Source organism: Guptibacillus sedimenti, from assembly GCF_028610665.1.
Classification (GTDB): domain Bacteria; phylum Bacillota; class Bacilli; order Bacillales; family Guptibacillaceae; genus Guptibacillus; species Guptibacillus sedimenti.
Map to the genome: position 1 here is coordinate 275,533 of NZ_JAQQWV010000003.1, position 20,304 is coordinate 295,836.

15 protein-coding genes are annotated in these 20,304 nt (G+C 39.4%); all 15 read right to left on the reverse strand.

Going from position 1 to position 20,304, the window contains the following annotated elements; genetic code table 11:
* Positions 1 to 3: 3 nt before the first annotated feature.
* A complete protein-coding gene (locus tag PQ578_RS15840) occupies positions 4 to 1,620 on the reverse strand; it encodes a long-chain-fatty-acid--CoA ligase (RefSeq protein WP_273835386.1) in 1,617 nt (538 codons plus the stop codon).
* 35 nt (positions 1,621 to 1,655) lie between these two features.
* Positions 1,656 to 2,657 (reverse strand): TAXI family TRAP transporter solute-binding subunit, encoded by a 1,002-nt coding sequence (locus tag PQ578_RS15845; protein ID WP_273835387.1) that lies wholly within the window; start codon positions 2,655 to 2,657, stop codon positions 1,656 to 1,658.
* Positions 2,658 to 2,670: 13 nt separating this feature from the next.
* Entirely contained in the window at positions 2,671 to 4,638 is a 1,968-nt protein-coding gene (locus PQ578_RS15850) for a TRAP transporter permease (RefSeq protein ID WP_273835388.1), read from the reverse strand.
* 50 nt (positions 4,639 to 4,688) lie between these two features.
* A complete protein-coding gene (locus PQ578_RS15855) occupies positions 4,689 to 5,837 on the reverse strand; it encodes an acyl-CoA dehydrogenase family protein (RefSeq protein WP_273835389.1) in 1,149 nt (382 codons plus the stop codon).
* A 417-nt stretch (positions 5,838 to 6,254) separates the two neighbouring features.
* Entirely contained in the window at positions 6,255 to 7,169 is a 915-nt protein-coding gene (locus PQ578_RS15860) for a ketopantoate reductase family protein (RefSeq protein ID WP_273835390.1), read from the reverse strand.
* 83 nt (positions 7,170 to 7,252) lie between these two features.
* Complete coding sequence (locus PQ578_RS15865) at positions 7,253 to 8,899, reverse strand: sigma-54 interaction domain-containing protein (RefSeq protein WP_420541566.1); 1,647 nt, start codon at positions 8,897 to 8,899, stop codon at positions 7,253 to 7,255.
* A gap of 11 nt (positions 8,900 to 8,910) precedes the next feature.
* Positions 8,911 to 10,314 carry an FAD-binding oxidoreductase gene (locus tag PQ578_RS15870; protein WP_430622275.1) on the reverse strand — a complete coding sequence of 468 codons (1,404 nt, stop codon included), beginning with the start codon at positions 10,312 to 10,314 and terminating at the stop codon, positions 8,911 to 8,913.
* Between the two features lie 124 nt (positions 10,315 to 10,438).
* Positions 10,439 to 12,001: a flotillin family protein gene (locus PQ578_RS15875; protein WP_273835393.1), complete on the reverse strand. Its 1,563-nt coding sequence runs from the start codon at positions 11,999 to 12,001 to the stop codon at positions 10,439 to 10,441.
* Positions 12,002 to 12,154: 153 nt separating this feature from the next.
* Positions 12,155 to 12,553, reverse strand: coding sequence for a MaoC/PaaZ C-terminal domain-containing protein (locus tag PQ578_RS15880; RefSeq protein ID WP_273835394.1), 399 nt, complete (start codon positions 12,551 to 12,553; stop codon positions 12,155 to 12,157).
* A complete protein-coding gene (locus tag PQ578_RS15885; protein WP_224880332.1) occupies positions 12,550 to 12,999 on the reverse strand; it encodes a MaoC family dehydratase N-terminal domain-containing protein in 450 nt (149 codons plus the stop codon). The genes PQ578_RS15880 and PQ578_RS15885 overlap by 4 nt, the downstream gene beginning before the upstream one ends.
* Positions 13,000 to 13,009: 10 nt before the next feature.
* The gene (locus PQ578_RS15890) at positions 13,010 to 14,185 is read right to left on the reverse strand and encodes an acyl-CoA dehydrogenase family protein (RefSeq protein WP_273835395.1); all 1,176 of its coding nucleotides are present in this window, start codon (positions 14,183 to 14,185) and stop codon (positions 13,010 to 13,012) included.
* Between the two features lie 166 nt (positions 14,186 to 14,351).
* Positions 14,352 to 15,173, reverse strand: a complete 822-nt coding sequence (locus PQ578_RS15895) for a CAP domain-containing protein (RefSeq protein ID WP_273835396.1) — start codon at positions 15,171 to 15,173, stop codon at positions 14,352 to 14,354.
* A gap of 136 nt (positions 15,174 to 15,309) precedes the next feature.
* Positions 15,310 to 18,060, reverse strand: a complete 2,751-nt coding sequence (gene ppc / locus PQ578_RS15900) for a phosphoenolpyruvate carboxylase (RefSeq protein ID WP_273835397.1) — start codon at positions 18,058 to 18,060, stop codon at positions 15,310 to 15,312.
* A 242-nt stretch (positions 18,061 to 18,302) separates the two neighbouring features.
* Positions 18,303 to 18,962, reverse strand: coding sequence for a potassium channel family protein (locus tag PQ578_RS15905; protein WP_226613189.1), 660 nt, complete (start codon positions 18,960 to 18,962; stop codon positions 18,303 to 18,305).
* Between the two features lie 15 nt (positions 18,963 to 18,977).
* Positions 18,978 to 20,291 carry a TrkH family potassium uptake protein gene (locus PQ578_RS15910; RefSeq protein ID WP_273835399.1) on the reverse strand — a complete coding sequence of 438 codons (1,314 nt, stop codon included), beginning with the start codon at positions 20,289 to 20,291 and terminating at the stop codon, positions 18,978 to 18,980.
* Positions 20,292 to 20,304 lie beyond the last annotated feature (13 nt).

Consider the following 20,304-nt stretch of genomic DNA (forward strand, 5'->3'; position numbering starts at 1 on the left):
TTGTTACCTCCTTATTTCTATCGTTTCTTCATTAATCAAAAGCCTTTTGAGTAACTTTCCTACTGTATTCCTGGGCAATGAGTCTCTTATCTCAATTTGCTTTGGAACTTTGTATTTTGTTAAATGCTCGTAACAATAGGCAACGAGCTCTCCTTCTGAAATGGAACTATCTTTAACAACAACGAATGCTTTCACTCTTTCGCCGCTGTATTCATGAGGGACCCCAATAACAGCGGCTTCTTTCACAGAAGGATGTTCATACAGGACGCTCTCGATTTCCTGAGGATAAACATTAAATCCTCCTGTAATAATCATTTCCTTTTTTCGTCCAACGATATAGAAGTAACCATCCTTATCCATCGTTGCAAGATCACCAGTGAGTAGCCATCCGTTTTTTAAGCTCTTACTCGTTTCCTCTGGTTTATTCCAGTAACCTTTCATTACTTGAGGTCCTTTGATGGCGAGCTCTCCAACACTTTTAGGAGGAAGTTCATTTCCATCTCCATCAACGATTTGACAATCTGTTCCTGGGAAAGGGATACCGATACTACCAATCTTTCTTTCACCGAATGGTGGATTTCGATGTGTAGAAGGGGATGTTTCTGACATGCCAAAACCCTCTCCTATGACTGCGCCTGTTATTTCTTCAAAACGATTAATCACTTCAATCGGAAGTGGAGCAGACCCGCTAGAACAAAATTTAAAGCAATTGAGTCCGTATTCTTTTACATCTGGGTGATTAACAAAAGCGTTGTACATCGTTGGTACACCTGGGAAAAATGTAGGCTGGTCTTCCCTAATGATTCGTAACACGTCGTTTACATCGAACTTAGGTACGATAATATTGGTAGCACCTATATAAATACTTAAATTCATTCCGCTTGTCATGGCGTAAACATGATAAAGAGGGGTTGCCGTTAACGTGACTTCCTCCCCCAGCTTCATCTCATTTCCATACATTAAATGACTCTGGATCACATTAGAAACAAGGTTATAATGTGTTAGCATAGCGCCTTTCATTTTTCCTGTAGTACCACCTGTAAACTGGATGACGGCAATATCATCTTTTGCTTGAATTGGTACGGCTTCATGATCCGATGTGCTGTTTTCAATAAGCTGTTCAATGAAGTGAACATTTGTTGGTAAAATGGAAGAGTTCTGATCTGTAAGAAATAGCTGATCATAAGAGTAGGATTTCATCACAATTTCAAGTTTTTCCAAGTACTTGCTCTCTGTCACGAGATAAGAAAGACCTACCTCGTGTGATATCTCTTCAATTTCCCTAGGCATATACATCGGATTCATCTGTACCACAGTAGCTCCTAACTTCTGAGCTGCATAATAGGCATAGACATACATAGGCTGATTCGGTAACATCAAGCCGATTCGTTCTCCTTTTTTTATGCCCCTTTCATGCCAGGATGAGGCGAGCCGATTCACTTTCTCCTGCAAGTCTATATACGAGATATGTTGATCTTGAAAACGAAGTGCAATTTTTTGTCCGTATTTTTTCACGCTATCTTGAAGCAATTGGTACACAGAACATTCCGGTAGTGATGGGGAATTGTTCATGACTTCTGGGTAAAATCGGTACCATGGTCGATCGATCAGTTTATCCACTGCCATTCCCACCTTTGAGAATTTCTTTTCCTTTTTTATTGAATGATCCCTTCTTCTTCATAATATTTCTTTGCTCCTGGATGAAGTGTTTCTGGATCGATCCCATCCAAAGCCGTTTCCAACGTGAAGTTCTTTGCTCTTTGTGGAATTTGTTCCTTGAAAGGATCCTGGTTTTCCCAAAATACTTTCGTCAAGTTATAAACGTAATCTTCTGGTAGGTCTGAGCGTACGCTAAACATCGCAACAAGAGTGTAAGTTGGAATCTCTTCTTCTAGACCTTTATACGTACCTCCTGGAAGCCTATCATAAGAAATCCCCAATCCTTTTTCGTTAATTCCCTTAAGCTTTTCTTCGTCAATTGGAATAACCTTAATTGGTTTTGTTACCTCTATCTCTTGAAGAGACGTCACCTGAGGAGCACCACCACCTACAAAAACATCGACAATGCCATCTTTTAACATAGAGGCACCATCTGAATAATTGCCATATGAAATCTTACCACCTGCATCCTCAATAGAACCTTCGTCAATTCCATATTCCTCCATCATCCTCCAGAAGGCCACTGGGCCTCCACCGCCCTTAGGACCTAGGAAGATGTGTTGATCAACGATATCTTCCACCTTATTGATCTCTTCATTATCTGCAAGAGTTGCGATTGTCTGATAAACCGGGTAGAGAGAAGTAAGTCCTGCTACCTGATCTAATTGTTCATCAAAGCTCCCGGTCCCTTTAACTGCGTCAGCAAAATCAGAAGTGTAATGAATACCATACTGGATATCACCAATTTGAAGTGATTTTAGGTTCGAAGTACTTCCGCCTTCAATCTGTGAAACATTAAGTCCAGAAAAGTGATCCATATATAGTTCTGACAATGCAGTCGTAATCGGATACCACCCAGAACCCATAGGTCCAGAACCAACTTTTAAAAACTTATCAGGTGCTTCGAGTCCTTCTCCATCACTAGAAGCACTATTTCCACAAGCTGTCATTACGATTAGTGTAAGCGCTATCAATAGACTAATTAATGATTTACGCATTAAAATCCTCCTTTTATCCACTTATTTCTTGTGGTGAGCTTTTACCGACACGATGAGCACGTTGCCAGATGAACGTGAACACGACAAGAATAAGCCCTATTAGGTCTCCGATTAAGCCAGGCATGACAAGTAATATAGCACTGATAAATAAAATCGTTCTTTTCAATGGCGTGACATGTCCAAACCAATATCCTTCCACTGCACCTGCAAAAAGTACACAGCTAACTGCAGCAGAAAGCAATGCAGTAATGATGGCAGGAATATCACCGCCTTGAAGTAACAATTCGGGGTTATATACAAAGACAAATGGGACAAAAAATCCGCCAAGAGCAATACGAATCGCGTAAAATGCGGTTGATGATGGATTAGATCCAGCAATTCCTGCCGTCGTATAAGCTGTTATTGCAACTGGAGGAGTAAGTCCTGACATTACGCCGAAATAAAAGACAAACATATGGGCAGCCACAACGTTAACATTCATCTCCACTAGCGCAGGAACCCCTAAAACGGCAAGGATGACGTAGGCTGAAACGGTTGGCATTCCCATACCAAGGATGATTGAAGCAATGGCTAACATGATGAGAAGAAGAAATAAATGACCTCCCGCAGTATCAATCATAAATCTCGAGAACGTAAGACCAAGCCCAGTTAGCGATACAGCACCAACAATAATACCAGCAGTCGCACAGGCAGAAATAACGGCTAAAGCGCTTCTAGCACCACTTTCGAGTGAAGCGAGAATATCCAATAAATTCATTCTCGTCATTCTTCTAATCCAGCTTAAGAGAATCGTAGCTATGATTCCATAAAAGCCAGCTTTCATTGGACTAAATCCATCAATCATTAAGTAAATAATCATAAGAATTGGAAGAAATAGATAGCCCTGAGTTAGAAGTACCATTTTGGGATCGGGAAGTTGTTCTTTCGGAATGCCTTCCATGTGCAAACGTTTCGCATGGTAATACACGATGAATCCTGCAATTAAAAAGTAAATAATTGCGGGAATTAATGCATATAATGCGAGCGTTATATAAGGGATACCCGTTGTTTCAGCCATGATGAAGACGGATGCTCCCATAATGGGTGGCATAATTTGTCCACCTTGCGAAGCTACTGCTTCAACCGCTGCAGCAAATCGTTTACTATACCCGAGTTTCTTCATTAGAGGAATCGTGAAAGAGCCTGTTACAGCTGCATTGGCCGCCCCATTTCCAGTAATTGTTGCAACCATTGCACTTGCTCCAACTGCAGATAATGCGGGTCCTCCTGCTCGATGACCAAGTGCGCCGAAAGCAAAGTTGGTAAAAAATTGCCCTCCTCCAGAACGCATTAAAAACGCTCCGAAAATCACAAATAAAATTAAGACGGTTGAACTGATATAGATAGGAGCACTGAAAATTCCAAGTGTGCCATTAAACATCTGATCCACCATTTTTCCATACCTTACTCCAGGGTGAGCTAGCGCACCAGGAAAATAGGGACCCAAAAAGATGTAGCCCATGAAAAACAACCCAATACATGACATAAGAAAGCCGTTTGTCCTGCGTGTTGCTTCAAGCACTAATCCTATGAAAATACTACCGAGAATGATATCTGTCATGTTTGGGTTCCCTTGCCTACTTTGAATGGCGTCCCCGTGAAGAAGGATAAAACCAGTCTCTACTATTGTTGCTAAAACAAATAGCAAATCAATAAATCCAAATTTCTTTCCTTTTCGAAATGGGAAGATAAGAAAGATTAACAGAAGTGCCCAGACCACGTGGATACTTCTCTGCTGCCAGGAGGATAGCGTTCCAAAACCAGCCGTATAAATGTGAAAAAGTGATAAACCAATAGCTAAAACAGATGCTACAAGAATTAGAATTCTTGCTGGATTCCAATTGGCTTTTCTCGTTGACCATATCTCTTCGATATAGGCTGGTTTATCTTTAATAGTTGTATCGATTTTCTGAACGGAATTTTCAGAATAACGTTGACTCAAACAATCCAGCTCCTTTCTTCGCTGTATCCGTCGTTCGAGTAAATCGAAAGTTAATTCTCATCTAGTATGTGTCTTGAAATAATCATGCGCTGAACTTCGCTTGTTCCTTCATAAATTTTAGTAATTCGTGCATCTCTGTAAAAGCGTTCCACTGGATAATCAGAAACGTAGCCCATCCCGCCATGAATCTGTACAGCTTTATCAGCAACTCGGTTGAATACTTCCGAAGCATAGAGTTTTGCCATTGAAGCTTCTTTAATCACTTTCTTACCTTCATCAACTTTCTTAGCTGCCATGGTCGTTAGTGCCCTAGCTGCTTCTGTTTCAGTTGCCATATCAGCAAGCATCCACTGAATCGCTTGATTGGAAGCAATAGGCTTTCCAAATTGTATACGTTCTTTCGCATAACTTGCAGACATCTCGATTAATTTATCACACGAACCTACTGCACGAGCAGCAAGACCTATCCGCCCTTCACCGAGAATTTTGAGTGCTGATATGTATCCCATTCCGACTTCACCGATTACATTTTCTTCTGGGACTTCACAATCTTCAAAAATGATCTGGCATGTATAGGAACCTTTTAACCCCATCTTTTTATCGCGTTTTCCAACAAGTAGTCCCGGGAAATTCTTTTCTACTAGAAATGCGGTAATGCCACCTTTAGCTCCCTTTGATTTATCAGTAGAGGCAATGACAGTAAAGACATCTGCAACAGGACCATTAGTAATAAAATGCTTCATACCATTAATAATCCATTTATTCCCTTGTTTCACTGCATTGGTTGATAAGTTCGTCGCGTCTGATCCGGCTCCAGGTTCAGATAAAGCAAATGCGGCAATTTTGTTTCCAGCAGCCATATCAGGTAAGTACTTTTGTTTAAGAGATTCAGAAGCTAATTTCACCAACCCCGTACTTCCAATCCCTGTATGAGCACTAATTAATGAAACATATCCATTGTGCGTTCGTCCAAGCTGTTCTAATACGACAGCTTTTCCTTCTGTATTTAATCCGATTCCCCCATATTCCTCTGGGATGCTCATTCCAAATAGGCCAAGTTCTTTTGCTTTTTCGATCAAGTGCTCTGGAATCGTATCTTCTTCTTCAATTTGCTGAGCATATGGTTCAATCTCATTCTCAACAAAGTTTCGAATCATCGCTTTCATCTGTTGTAATTCACTTGTAATCGTTGCAGTCATTATAGGTTCCCCCTTACTTTTGTTACTTTAATTTGATTGCAAGTTTTATGCCATTTTTTAAAAAAGCTCAAAAACAGCTTATTTACGAGGTTTATATTCATTTTGGAAATAAAAATGGTTAAAAAAAATCAAAAAAGCGATACAAAAATGAATTACTAATTCATTTTTGTATCGCTTTTAATACTTTCTAGTAAGCAAGCTCTGTTAGTAGTGATGTATAAACTATTTACGCTATGTCTATGTTAGATTTTATTGTTATATTGACTATTTTAAGCATCAAAAAACGTAAGTGAATCAAAATCAACACATTTCATTAACATATAGCTATCGATAAAAAGAATCGCTATTATCGTATGACCATGCACTGATTCATAAATGAATCAGCCATAAACCTGAAACGATTTAAGTAAATGGTTTTTAGCGAAAAGCTTCTTTCTTTAAAGTTGCTAAATGGTTATAAAGTGATTGAATAACTGGGATAGAAATGCCTCGCTTCGTCGCTTCTTTCAAAAAATATCCACATATCGATTCAATCTCGAGTTGTTTTCCGTTTAGTCGATCTTGGAGCATGCTTGTATAATGATTATCTGCTTTTCTTGCCCCAACGAATATTTGATTGATCAGCTCATCCTGAAAATAGAACCCTTTATGACTCGCTATTTGCATCCCTTCCACTAAAGCTCTCTCAGCTATTTCACGTAGTTCTTGTTGGTTGATGATTTGTCCTACTGTGACACCTGCGTAGGCAGAAAGAGGATTAAACGTTACATTCCACAACAGTTTCTTCCATTTAGCCTGCATTATATTTGATGATGTCTTCGATTGAATTCCTGCTTCATTAAACAAATGAGTGAGAGACTTTGCTTCCTCTATATTTCCAGAATTTAATGACCCAATCGTTAATCTAGGTTTACCTGACACCTCGATGATACCTGGTTCTGTCATTCTAGATGTTAAATAGACTGCAGCTGTATATAGGCGAGTAGGATCGAAATATTTCAGTGCAATATCTTCATTACTAACTCCGTTTTGCATAAGAAGAACCGGCGTACTAGAAGATATATTATGGCTCAACTGTTTAGCCATAATGAGTGTATCGTTTGATTTGACACTTAGTATGATGAGGTCGACATCGCTAAATGTATCTAGTGAATGTGTAAATGCCTTATAAATAATTTCTTCATTTACAGGGTTTTTGATTTTCAAACCTCGTTCTTGCATCCTGAGCAAGTTAGTCCCTCGGGATAAAAAAACAACCTCATGATTTGCAAGTGCTAGTATACCGCCAATATAACCACCCACTGCTCCTGTTCCAGCAATTCCGATTTTCATAGCTTTTCACTCCTTTCCCTTAAATATTGCAAGTTTGATGCCAATAAAAAAGCTCGCCAGAGGCGAGTAATGGCAATTATAATCTATGATTGACCAATTTTATATTTCTTTAATTTTCTTACAATTGTTGGTTGACTGGTATTTAAAACTCGAGAAATCTCATATGTGCTTTTGTATTTTGAATAGGCATTTTCTAAAACTTTACGCTCTGTTATTTCAACTGCTTCTTTAAGGCTGTGAATTTGAGGATCTGCTCTTTCCTTTTTATAATCGGCAGGAAGGTGATCATGAGATATGGCTCGCTTAGAAGTGGTTAATACCATTCGTTCAATTAAATTAGCCATTTCTCTTACATTCCCTTTCCAATCCAATTCATATAGAGAGTTTTTAAGGTCTGCATTTAAATGCTTATCAAGGTTATATTTTAAATTCGTTCGATTTAGAAAGAACTGGATTAGTGGTAGAATATCATCTCTTCTCTCTCTTAATGGAGGAATGGAGAGTGGAATGACATTGAGGCGATAAAATAAATCCTCTCTAAATTCCTGCTCTGTTACCATTTGGAGGAGGTTGCGATTGGTTGCAGCTATAATCCTTACATCGACCTTTTTCAGTTTTGTGGCACCAACGCGTTGAATGGTATTATCCTGAATGACCTGAAGTAATTTCACTTGCGTCTTCAGTGGGAGTTCACCTACTTCATCAAGAAAAAGAACCCCCTCGTCAGCCATTTCAAACATTCCCGGCTTACCATTGCGATTCGCGCCAGTAAATGCGCCGCCTTCATAACCGAAGAGCTCTGATTCAATCAGCTCTTGTGGTATAGCACCGCAATTTACTTTAATAAAGTCTCCGGTTGAAGCTCTCTTGCTTTTTGAATAGATAAATCGAGCAAGAACGTCTTTTCCTACACCCGTTTCACCTAATATAAGAACAGTTGCATCAAAATTCGAAATTCTAGTGGCAGTTTCATAAAGTTCTTTCATCGGTTCACTCTCAATAATGATTCCTGAGTTTGAATATCCTTTTAATAGTTCGAGTTCTTTTTCATATTCAGCATTCTTCTTTTGCACACTATTCAACTCGGATATAAGTCTGTTTAATTCAGAAAGATCCCGTATGTTTGTGATCACCTTTTCAATATCACCCTTATTGTTAAAGATTGGGCTACCGGTGATTAACGTTTCTTTTCCTTCGAAATTATTCTGTACAACTGATACAGTTCGGCGTTGTTTCAGTACTTTTTTCGTTACGGAATCTTTTAATATACCTCTATTGACTAGACGATCAACATTTTTTCCAATGTAATATTCCTTAGGGATGCCAGTTAGTCGTTCAATCGCTGTATTGGTTTTCAATGTAATCCCTTTGTTATCGGTAATATAAATTCCGTCATAGGAATTATCTATAATTGAATCCAATTCCCTGTTTAGTTTTTCAAGTTCTGTTACCTGTTTTTCCAGATCAGAGAAATGAGTGTTTTCTTTCCCGATGTAATAGACGTACTGATCCTTCTGCTCTGTAATGAACAACATTTCTTTGTTCTTATACCGGGTTATAGTAAATGTTTCGTGTTCTTCTATGATATCAAAAATCTCTTCAACTGGTTCTTCTTCAGCGTCTTTTATGATGGAACGAAAAGCGTCATTTGTGGAAAAAATAATTCCTTTTTTTGAAATGAAAGCAGGAAAAGACAGTTGGAAAATAGTTGATAAGTCCAAAGCGGTCACCTCAAAAATGATCAGATAATGGAAGACTGTTCTTTATCAATCGCAAATATTTTACCTGGATTCATAATGCCGTTCGGATCAAGTGTGTGTTTAACTGCTAACATGACATCCAAAGCAGCTCCATGTTCCTTTTGCTGATATTGCGCTTTCCCTGTACCTACTCCATGTTCTCCTGTACATGTGCCTCCTCGCTCGAGCGCATAGTGAACAAGGTGTTGATTTAGTTTTGTTGCTTTCTCAAGCTCAATCGGGTCATCAGGATTGATCATGACAATGGCATGGTAGTTTCCATCTCCCACATGACCGAGAAGGGCACCATCTAATCCGTAAGTTTCGATCGCTTTCCTTGCGTCTGTTATCGCACCGGTAAGCTCTGAAATGGGGACGCAGACGTCAGTTACCATCATTTTTTTACCTGGAGATCCATGACTGAACGAGTATGCCAGGTTGTGTCGAGCCTCCCATAAAAGAGCGCGTTTCTTCGTATCATGTTCGAAAATAAACTCTTCACACTCATTATCTTCTGCAATGCTTTTAGCAAACGCCACATCTTGATTCAGTCCAGCTTCATTTCCGTGAAACTCGATAAATAATGTTGGCTTTTCTATGTAGTTCGTTTCATTTGTTTTGTTAACTTGCTGAACGGAACGCGCATCAACCAGTTCAATTCTTGCGACTGGTATCGCAGCATGGAGGATATTGGTAACAGTTGAAACCGCTTGCTCAATGGTTGGAAAAACGATCCTGCCTGCAAGGGTGGCTTCAGGAATACCGTAGACGTTGAGAGTCAGTTCTGTAAATGTTCCGAGTGTCCCTTCTGAGCCAACGAAAAGCCCATTTAGATGATAGCCAGATGATGATTTTGCTGTGTTACTTCCAGTATGTATAACCCTACCATCTGCAAGGACAACTTCCATATCACGAACTTGATCTCTCATGACCCCATACCGAACAGATGTGGTCCCACTAGCATTAGTTGATGCCATTCCACCTAGTGTGGCATCTGCACCTGGATCAACGGTGAAAAATAAGCCGTGCTTTTTTAATTCTTTATTTAATTGGGAACGTGTGACACCTGGCTGCACCCGTACGAGGAAATCCTCTGGTCTTATTTCAAGAACCTTGTTCATCAGTTGAAAATCGATCGAGATTCCACCTTGATAAGGAATCACATGACCTTCTAGGCTTGAACCTAACCCAAATGGAACAACCGGTATTCGATTTTCGTTTGCTACCTTTAAAACTTTACTAACTTCTTCAGTCGTTTTTGGAAAAACGACCACGTCTGGATCATGTGGCGTATGATAAGATTCGTCTTTACTATGCTGCTCTAACACAGTGGCATTTACGCTAATTTGGTCATCATCAAGAAAGGTGGCTAGCAAAGATACGATATTCATGTGACAGTCCTCCATTCATATGTAAAATTAAAACTTTTCTGATAACATCATCACTTTACCACTATTCCATAAAAAGCGTCAATCAACGTTCAGGTATTCAAAAGAAAAAACCTGGACTGAACCAGGCTTTCTCCATGTGTTATTCTTTTTGTTCGTTATCTTCATTATTAGGACGTTCTGTTCTTTCTTCTTCCAATTCTTCTTCATATGCTGAGGCTACTTCGCTTTTAAAAGCGTCATCCTCCATTCCTGAATTGGTGCTCTTATCTTCTTCTGTAGGATCAGCTTTTTTATCAAAAGAATTGTAATGTCCTCTTGAGACAAAACTCTCAAGCATGGCTTTTAAATCCATTCCAGTTGATTCTTTTAGACTTGCCTGAAGACCTGTCATTGTTTTTGTTACATTGTCTGTAATCTGGGTGGAACCTTTACCGCCACCCATATCAATCACTTTCATCTCAGAAATTTGAGACAGTGGTTGAGCAATTTCATGCGCATATTTCGGCAACATGTCGACAAGCATTTCAATAATCGCAGCATCGCCATATTTCTCCATTGCCTGAGCCATTAGTTCTTTCGCTTCCGCTTCAGCACGACCACGTTCTCGAATCACTTCTGCTTCAGCCAATCCTTTTTGCTTTTCAATTTCAGCTTTCGTTTCTCCATCGATGCGATCGCGTTCCGCTTCCGCTTCGGCTTTTGCTCGAATATCATAGGCATTCGAATCGGCCTGCGTTTTTCTTCGTTTTTGTTCTTCAAGTTCTAATTCGACCTGACGCTGTCGTTCAATGAATTGAACCTGCATTTCTTCTTCTTTTACTTTCTGATTAAGTCTTGCTTGCTCAAGGTTATAGGACTGCTCAGAACGTGCTCTTCCTTGTTCGATTTCAGCTTTGTACTCCGCTTCCTTCACATCTTTGTCTTTTTGAGAACGGGCGATCTCAATCTGACGTCTTATTTCATCTTCTTCTGCTTCTTGGTCCGTTTTCGCTTTGTGCATCCGGGTTTCACGTCTGGCGTTAGCCTCTGCAATATCGGCATCTTTTCTAGCTTCTGCAATACGTGGACGTCCTAGAGCTTCTAAATATCCGTTCTCTTCGTCATCATCCTTTAATTCTTTTAGAGCAAAAGAAGTAATTTCAAATCCTAGATTCTTGAGATCTTCTTCAGCAATATTCTTCACTTTTTTATTGACCGAATTAAAATCTTTGTAGATTTCATCGACTGTAAGCGATGAAATGATGGCGCGAAGATGTCCTTCAAGAACCTCTTTTAATTCACGCTCTTTCTCTTTTTGTGGTTTGCCTAGAAATTTCTCTGCATAATTCGCAACAATTTCAAGTCTGCTGCCTATGCTAATTTCTGCGACACTTGTTGCACGAATTGGAACGCCTTCTGATGTATATGCTTTTGGTGAAGCAATTTCTAGTTGAAATGAGGTAAGGTCGATCGGCGTACTTGTTTGAAACAACTTTAATCGAATACCGCCACCACGTACGATCTTCATACTACGACCATTGTCATCGACGAAAATGCGATTATCTTTCTCTGCATCTCCTAGTTTTGGTCCTGTGATTATCAGTGCCTGATTAGAGGAGGCGGTTTTATAACGCCTTTTGAAAATGAAAAATCCGATACCGCATGCCAAGAGTAATAAAAACAAAATAATACCGGAAATTATTAATCCGATAAATTCCATCATCTGTTCATCATCCTTTCCGATTAGTGGTAAGTATGTATCTTCCTCTCTTTTCTTCTACGATTTGGAATAAAATAAGTTTCGTGATTAATTGAATTTAATAAAGAACAAAAAAGAAACGAACCTAAAAAGGTTCGTTTGTGTCCGCTTATTTGATTAAAACCTTTTTAAAACGGCTGAGCCTTTGACAACTGCTTCGTTTTTCTGATTTAGTGCAGCTACATCAAAATAATAGCGGTCGTTCTGGATCGATACGAGAGAAGCTTTTAGTGTAAGCACATCATTTAAGAAAACCATTCCTTTGAAGGCAACAGAATAATCTTCAAGAAAGACCTCTTCATAGTATGGCGTGAACAATTTCGCTAAGTTACCCATTGTCCACATCCCATGTGCAATAATACCCGGAAGTCCTGCTTTAGTAGCTTCTTCATCAATCGTATGAATTGGATTGAAATCGCCCGATGCGCCTGCATATTTGATCAAATCTAACCTAGAGACTGGGGGGAGCGTGATTTCCAAGGGTGTTCCGACACTAAATTCTTCTACTATGTTCAAGAACTCATCCCCTCTCTTACAGCTTCAGTAATAATCACTACTTGCTCTTCAGTAAAAATAAGTTTTCCTCCTGGCTCTTCTCCATACCGCTTTAATAAAAGAAATCCGAGTAAACCACTCTTTCCATTGCGCTCATAGTAATTTTCAAGCGAAGTGGAACACATAACTGTTTCCCCTACCAAAAGCGGACGCTTATAGTGAAAAGATTGCTTTCCATGAATCAATCCGACATTAGGCAAGTCGAAGCCTTGAATTTCACCATAATCAAACACTCGGGGATATGTAGGTGGTGCAATGTTTGCTCCATACCTTGAGCGTTTCCCAACTAACTCATCAAGATAAAGAGGTGATTCATCCCCAATCGATTTTGAGAACGCTTTCAAAGAACCGCGTTCCACGATATTCTTTACAGGAGTTGATCGTGTACCAATAAGTGATTCAAACATAAACACCCTCCTATGCGTATTGACCTACCTTCACATGTCCTTTCAAGAGGTTTCGAGCAATGATCAAGCGTTGAATTTCGTCTGTTCCATCATAGATCCTCCAAAGACGAGCTTCACGATACCAGCGTTCGATTGGTAACTCCTTTGTATATCCCATTCCTCCATGAATTTGCAAGACACGGTCTACAACGCGGTTTCCCATATTTGAACCATAGAGTTTAGCCATGGAAGCGAGCTGGCGATTGTCTTTCCCTTCATCGAGCGTATAAGCAGCGTTTAAAACGAGCCATTTAGCAGCTTCAATCTCCACAGCAGAATCGGCGATTTGCCATTGAATGGCCTGGCGTTCTGCAATTGGTTTACCAAACGTTTCTCTTTCATTCGCGTAGTCAATCGCCATTTTAAGTAACCGTTCACCAGCTCCGACAGCTGTTGCACCAACAATCCAACGCGCAAAACCAATCCATTCAAGACCGAGGTTGTAACCGCCATCCACTTCACCTAAAATATTCTCATTTGGTACCCTTATATTATCAAACACTAATCCTGCTGGTCCCCATTCTCCCATTGTGTGAATGTATTCAGACTTCCAACCCATCTCGCGGTCTGCGATAAAGCAAGTAACTCCGTCTCTACCTGTTGCGGCATGCTTTTCTTTATCTGTAATCGCAATCACCATAACAAAATCAGCTTCATTTCCACCAGTAATAAACGTTTTCTCACCGTTAAGAACCCATTCATCCCCATCACGTACGGCTGTCATTTTAATATTACGTGTATCAGAACCAGCACCAGGCTCTGTCATCGCAAAACAAGATTTCTTTTCACCATTAATCGTTGGTAAAAGATACTTTTCTTTCTGTTCTTCATTTGCGTAATAAAGGATATTATCAGCGGATCCACCGAAGCGGAACGGGACAAACGTTTTAGAAACCTCCATCATCACAATCGCAAGCATCATTTGACCAAGGTTAGCCCCACCATACTCTTCTGGTGTATTAATGCCCCAAAAGCCTGCTTTTTTTGCTTTTTGCTGAAGCTCTTCCATTTTTTCGGCAGAAATCCCTGGCTTTCCTGCTCGTTCATTACGAAGCACATCATTTTCTAATGGAATTAATTCGTTCTCTACAAATTTCCGAATTGTTTTTTGCACCATCACTTGTTCGTCAGTTAATCGTAAATCCATAAGTAATCTCTCCTTGTAACTCGATTTTGATAAACCACACACTTACTGACCGGTTAGTATCTTGATTCGACAAAATGAATCCACTTCCTTCTTCTTCATGTAATTTCTAAATATTTATCTAGAAAAGGGAAAAGAGCCACAAATGTGACCCTTTTCTTTGTTATCATTATTTTCCGATAAACATTTGCGTCCAATAATGCCCATCTTGTGCAAGTCCTACTCCGATGTGAGTAAAACTGCTGTTCATAATGTTTTTTCGATGACCTTCACTCTTCATCCAGGCATCAACAACTGCTTCGGGAGTTTGTTGTCCCTGAGCAATATTTTCACCAGCAGTGTTAAAGTCAACTCCGAAATCCCTCATCATGTCAAAAGGTGAACCATAAGTGGGACTCGTATGGGAAAAGTAATTTTTTTGCTGCATGTCACGTGATTTTTCCTGAGCAACATCACTTAATGATGGCATGGCTTTTAGTGGAGATAGTCCTTGCTTTTTTCGTTCATCGTTTGTTAAGTCGATAACCTGTTGAATCTCTTTTGTAATTTCACCTGATGGCTCTGAAGTAGGTGATTTTTCTTTATTGGCTTCTTCCTGCTCAGGAGCAGCATATTCATTTGGCTGAGCTTGACCAGTATTTTGATCTGGTCTCATCTTTTGTTGACGCTGTTGTTCCTCTTTGCCGCCAATGCCATATTGTTCTGGGAAACCTTCTGGTAAATATTCTCGCGGATCTACATTTGGAAGAACTTCATTGAATTCAAATTGCCCATCTTGAACCATTTCACCATGGGGGAATTTTGCGCTTGGTGTCTCTGTACTATAGGAGTTAGGATCAATTGTAAGTTGACCACTGTTTATCCGTTGAATTCCCTCTGTAGGCGCGCTTGTTTTATTTATATTTAACGCTTCTTCATCGTTGTTATTTGCGTTACATGCTCCCAGAAGCAGTAATCCTGGCAATAATAAAGGTATGATCTTTTTGTACATGCGTTGCCCTCCTTTAGATGATTTTGTTACTATCTTAGTTTTTCTAAAGGAGGAAAAAGTATTTGTGGTAAATAGCGAGAATCGCGCACGTTCTTTACAATAAATACCCCTCTACATGTAGAGGGGTACTTGGATATCAGCCTGTATTTCGAAGGCCAGCCGCAATGCCGTTAATGGTTAACAGAATTTCTTTCAATAGCTCATCGTCCTCGCTACCTTGAGATCGATACGTTGAAATTAATTCAACTTGAAGTGAACTTAATGGATCAACGTAAGGGTTGCGTAAACGGATGGAGTCTTTAATATTTGGCGTACCATCAAGAAGCTCTTCTTGTCCTGTAATGGTTAAGATAACATCCTTCGTACGATGATATTCATCGACAATCTTACCAAATATCCGATTTGCGAGCTGTTCGTCATCAATCAGAGACATGTACTTCTCAGCGGTTGCGAGGTCAGCTTTCATTAGACCCATTTGTAAGTTATCAATAAGTGAAGCGAAAAATGGCCAGTTTTGATACATTTCTTTTAAATTCTTTAAGCCTTCCTCTGTTGTAGCGAGTTTCGTTAAACCAGTGCCTGAAGCATACCATGCTGGCATCAATTGACGGCTTTGAGTCCAGGCAAATACCCAAGGAATTGCACGTAAATCATCAAAGTGATCAGTTCCTTTTCTACTCATAGGGCGTGAACCAATGTTTAGTGCGCCAAGTTCTGGGAGTGGCGTTCCTTGTTTAAAGTAAGCAAGGAATCCGTCATCCTCAAATACAAGGGACTGATAAGACTTAAGTGAAACTGCTGACATTTCTTCCATCATTTTATGCCATTTTTCTTGACGCTGATCTGTTTCAATTCCTGAAACAGCAGAAGTTAGTAAAGTCGTAGTTGCTTGTTCCAAACTTCGATAAGCGATATCGTAAAGCAAATAGCGAGAAGAAAGCACTTCACCTTGCTCTGTAATTTTGACCCCAGCTGTATATGTTTCTGGTGGTTGTGACAAAAGACTTCTGCGAAGTGGGCCACCACCTCGGCCAAGTGCACCTCCACGCCCATGGAAGAATTTAAGACGAAGGTTTTTTTCAGATGCAATGCTGCTAATTTCTTGCTGGGCCTGATAAAGCTTCCAGTTAGCTGTAAGTGTACCTCCATCCTTACTTCCATCTGAATATCCAAGCATAATTTCCTGACGGTTTTCGAGCTTGGCTAAGTGGTTTTTATAGACCGGGAGTTCAAAAAGCCTCTTCATAATGGAAGGTCCTGCTTTAAGGTCATCGATGGTTTCAAGTAAAGGCGCAATATTTAAATCACTTTCTACACTTCCATCTGCATGCAATCGGTAAATGTTTGCTTCTTTCGCAAGAACGAGTACCTCAAGAAGATCACTTGCCGAACGGGTCATACTAATTAAGTAAACAGAAATTGATTTTGTACCGAACTCTTGATGAGCTTTTTTAATCATTGTAAAAATATCAATGATTTTCCGTGTTTTTTCGGAGTAGTCCTCATAAGTCGATAGAACAGGACGCGGATCTTCCAAAATACTAGTAAGTAAGCGAACTTTTTGTTCTTCTTCTAATGCTGCATAATCACTTGCCATGTTAACTCGATTTAAAATTTCTGCGATTGCTCCCTCATGTTCACCACTATGATTCCGAACATCTAACGTAGCGAGGTGAAATCCGAAAAGAGATGCCTGTCGGATGAGTTTATTTAATTGCGAAAAGTGAGCCCCTTCTGGGAAATGTTGACGCAAACTATTGCTTATAAGCTTCAAATCAGCAATAAACTGTTCTGTATTTTTGTATCCGTTCACACGGTTTACCCGACTTAGCTTTTCTAATACATAGGCTAATTTCACCCGATAAGCCTCATGAGGCACGCCCCATTCTTTTGTGTTTGGAAGTTGACGTTTATCTTCCTCAATGGATTCCATCAACTCGCTACAGATGGAAATACGGTTTGTAGATTGACTTAGCTGTCTCATTAAGTCTTTTACAGAATCTTTGTATTTAGAAATGACAACTTCTCGCTGCCGTTCAAGCGTGTTCCATGTAACCTCTGGCGTAACAAATGGATTGCCATCTCGATCTCCACCGATCCACGAGCCAAATTTTAGAATATTCGGCACTTCCCATTTCGCATCTGGATAATGTTCTTTTAAACACTCTTCAAGTTCTTGATGGATTTGTGGTAGTACTTCGAATAGCGTTTCTTCAAAATAGAAAAGGCCCATATTTACCTCGTCCATAACGGAAGGTTTTTTATGGCGTAATTCATCAGTTTGCCAAAGGATGGTAATTTCGTTAAGTAGATCCGCTTTTAATGCTTTTTGTTCTCGCTTTGTTAATAGCGGATTATCCAATTGTTGTAATGATTTCGCAATACGTTTATGAATTTCTAGGACAGAGCGTCTTGTTGCTTCAGTTGGATGCGCAGTTAAAATCAGTTCGAGTGACAGAGAGGATAACGTATCTTCAATCAGCTCACCTGGTACATTGTTCTTTTTAAGTAAAGAGATTGCGTGCGGAATGGATCCAGGCTGTGACTGTTCTTCTTCCAACATTTGATAGTCTCTGCGTCTTCGAATACGATGATTTTGTTCTGCGATATTTACAAGGTGAAAATAAAGAGCAAATGCACGAATCACTTGCTTTCTCATAGGTGGTTGAAGCGTCTGAATGGTTTCCTTCAGCTGCTGGGAAGTTTCGAGATCTGCAGCTGTTCTGAGGGATTTCGTCTTCTCACGAATCGATTCAACCATATCAAGTAGTTCTTTGCCGCCATGCTGCACTAAAACGTCACCAAGAAGGCTTCCTAGCATGTTAATGTCACGCCTTAGGGCAACGTGGTGACTTTGTTGCGTTGAATGTGCCGTATCAATTGTCATGTCCGATCAACCTTTCTAATAAAAACTTAATACCAAATATTAAAAATATTTCAATAAACTTATTATAAACAAGAAATTTTATTCTTGTCATCTTTTATGCCACCTGATTTCTTTGCAAAATAAGCTATTTGTACTGAAAAGACAACGATGTAAACGCATTCAAATGTTTTTTTATTTTTTTGTATTTTCATAAAAAAATCCGCAAAACTATGCGGATTTTTATTTCTTTTTGGGTTACTTATTTAGATTGAAAATTTGTGTTTAAAGCGCTCGATTTTCTTATTTTCTCCAACCATTAAGATAACATCTCCTTTTTGGAACGCGACTTCTGCATAGCGACTCAAAATAGGTGATTCTTTCCGCAAGATAAGGGAGACGTTCAACTCATATTTTCTAGAAAAATCGAGTTCGAGAAGCGTTTTTCCGATCAGTTCTTCTGGGACCTCGACTTCAATAGCCGATACGTTTTTTGTGATTTCGATATACTCGAGCACATTTGGCATCATAATTTGTTTTGCTACTTTCATCCCTGCTTCTTCTTCAGGATAAATGACCTGATCTGCTCCTAAGTTAGATAGAATTTCACCTATTTCGCGACTAACTGCTTTTGTAATAATTTTTTTTGCCTTCCGATCACGAAGTCTGTTCGTAATTAAAATCGCTGAATACGCGTCCGTACCAATCGCGACAAATACGGCGTCATATTGCTCAACATTAAGATCATCCATCACGCGGTTTTCACGTAAATCTCCGACAATGGAGTGAGTTGTATAATCATCAATATCTTCTAATGGTCCTTCATCTTTATCACACACGACCACATCACATTTTTGCTCATATAGCTCACGGATGATGCCTTTTGCAAACCTTCCTGCACCGATTACTAAAAATTGTTTTCGCATCGTTCCTCACTCCTTCTATCCAACAGCCAGGTCTTCTTTGATGTAACGTGTTCTCGATTTTTCAATTTTAAATACAGCGTAAATGAAGCTAAATACGCCAATGCGCCCAATAATCATAAGCATGCATAATAATAGCTTTGATATCCCTGTAAGTTCTCCAGTGATGCCCATAGATAATCCGGTATTCGTTAATGCCGAAATGACTTCAAAAGCCACTAAAAGGATTTCCTGAGATTCAAAATAGGAAAGTACAATGGTCGAAAACCCAAATAAAAAGATGAAGCTTAAAAAGATAAGAAAGGATTTATTAATGGAATCCTGAGAAATGGTTTTTTTAAATAAAGTAGTGTATTCTTCGGACTTTGCGACAGATACCATCTTTGCGAGAAGTACTGCAAAAGTAGTTAAGCGCAGTCCTCCTCCTGTACTAGAAGAAGATCCACCTATAAACATCAAACTCATTAAAATAAGGACAGTCGTGATATCAAGCGTTGAAATGTCGACAGTGGTTAATCCCCCGTTTCGCGAGGTAGCTGAAAGGAAAACCACATTTACGAACTTATCCCATACAGATAAATGATTAAATACACCGTTGTACTCTAAAAAGAAATACACTATAATCCCAATGATAAAAAGTGAACTATGAAGTCTAATATTGACTTTTGTAAATAAACTCTTCTTTTTACGAAAGCCTAATATGTATTCGACGATGGTGGGAAATCCAAGGCTACCAAGGAAAATCATTGTAGCTGACGTTAAAAGCAATAGCCAATTATGCTGATAAGAAATTAAGCTATCTCCAAACAAATCGAATCCTGCATTCGTAAAGCTTGCAACACTGTGAAAAACGGTAACAAACACAGCTTCTTTTACGGAGTTATATTGTTCACTAATCGCATTGAACATGAGACTAAATCCAACAGCTTCCACTGTTAACGCAATCATTAATACCGACAAACTTAACGAACGAATGGTTTTTAGTTGCGATTGATTTTGGTCTTTAGAAATTAAAAGCATGCTGGACATCGTTAGCTTCTTTCCCATCATAAGAAAAAGATAGCTGACTAGAACCAATATGCCAATGCCTCCTAACTGCATTTCAATAATCAATAATGCCTGTCCAATTCGAGTGAAGTCTGTTGAAATATTTACTGAAGATAAACCCGTTACGCTAAGAGCACTTGTTGAGATAAAAAGCGAATCAACCGCTTGTAGCGACCCATAATGGGAAAAAGGGAGCAAATAAAGAAGTGCAAATAAGACGATGGTTCCTACATACGTGATAAAAATATAACGAAATGATTGAATCGTTGATTTTGTTTTTAACATAGCACCTCTCCAC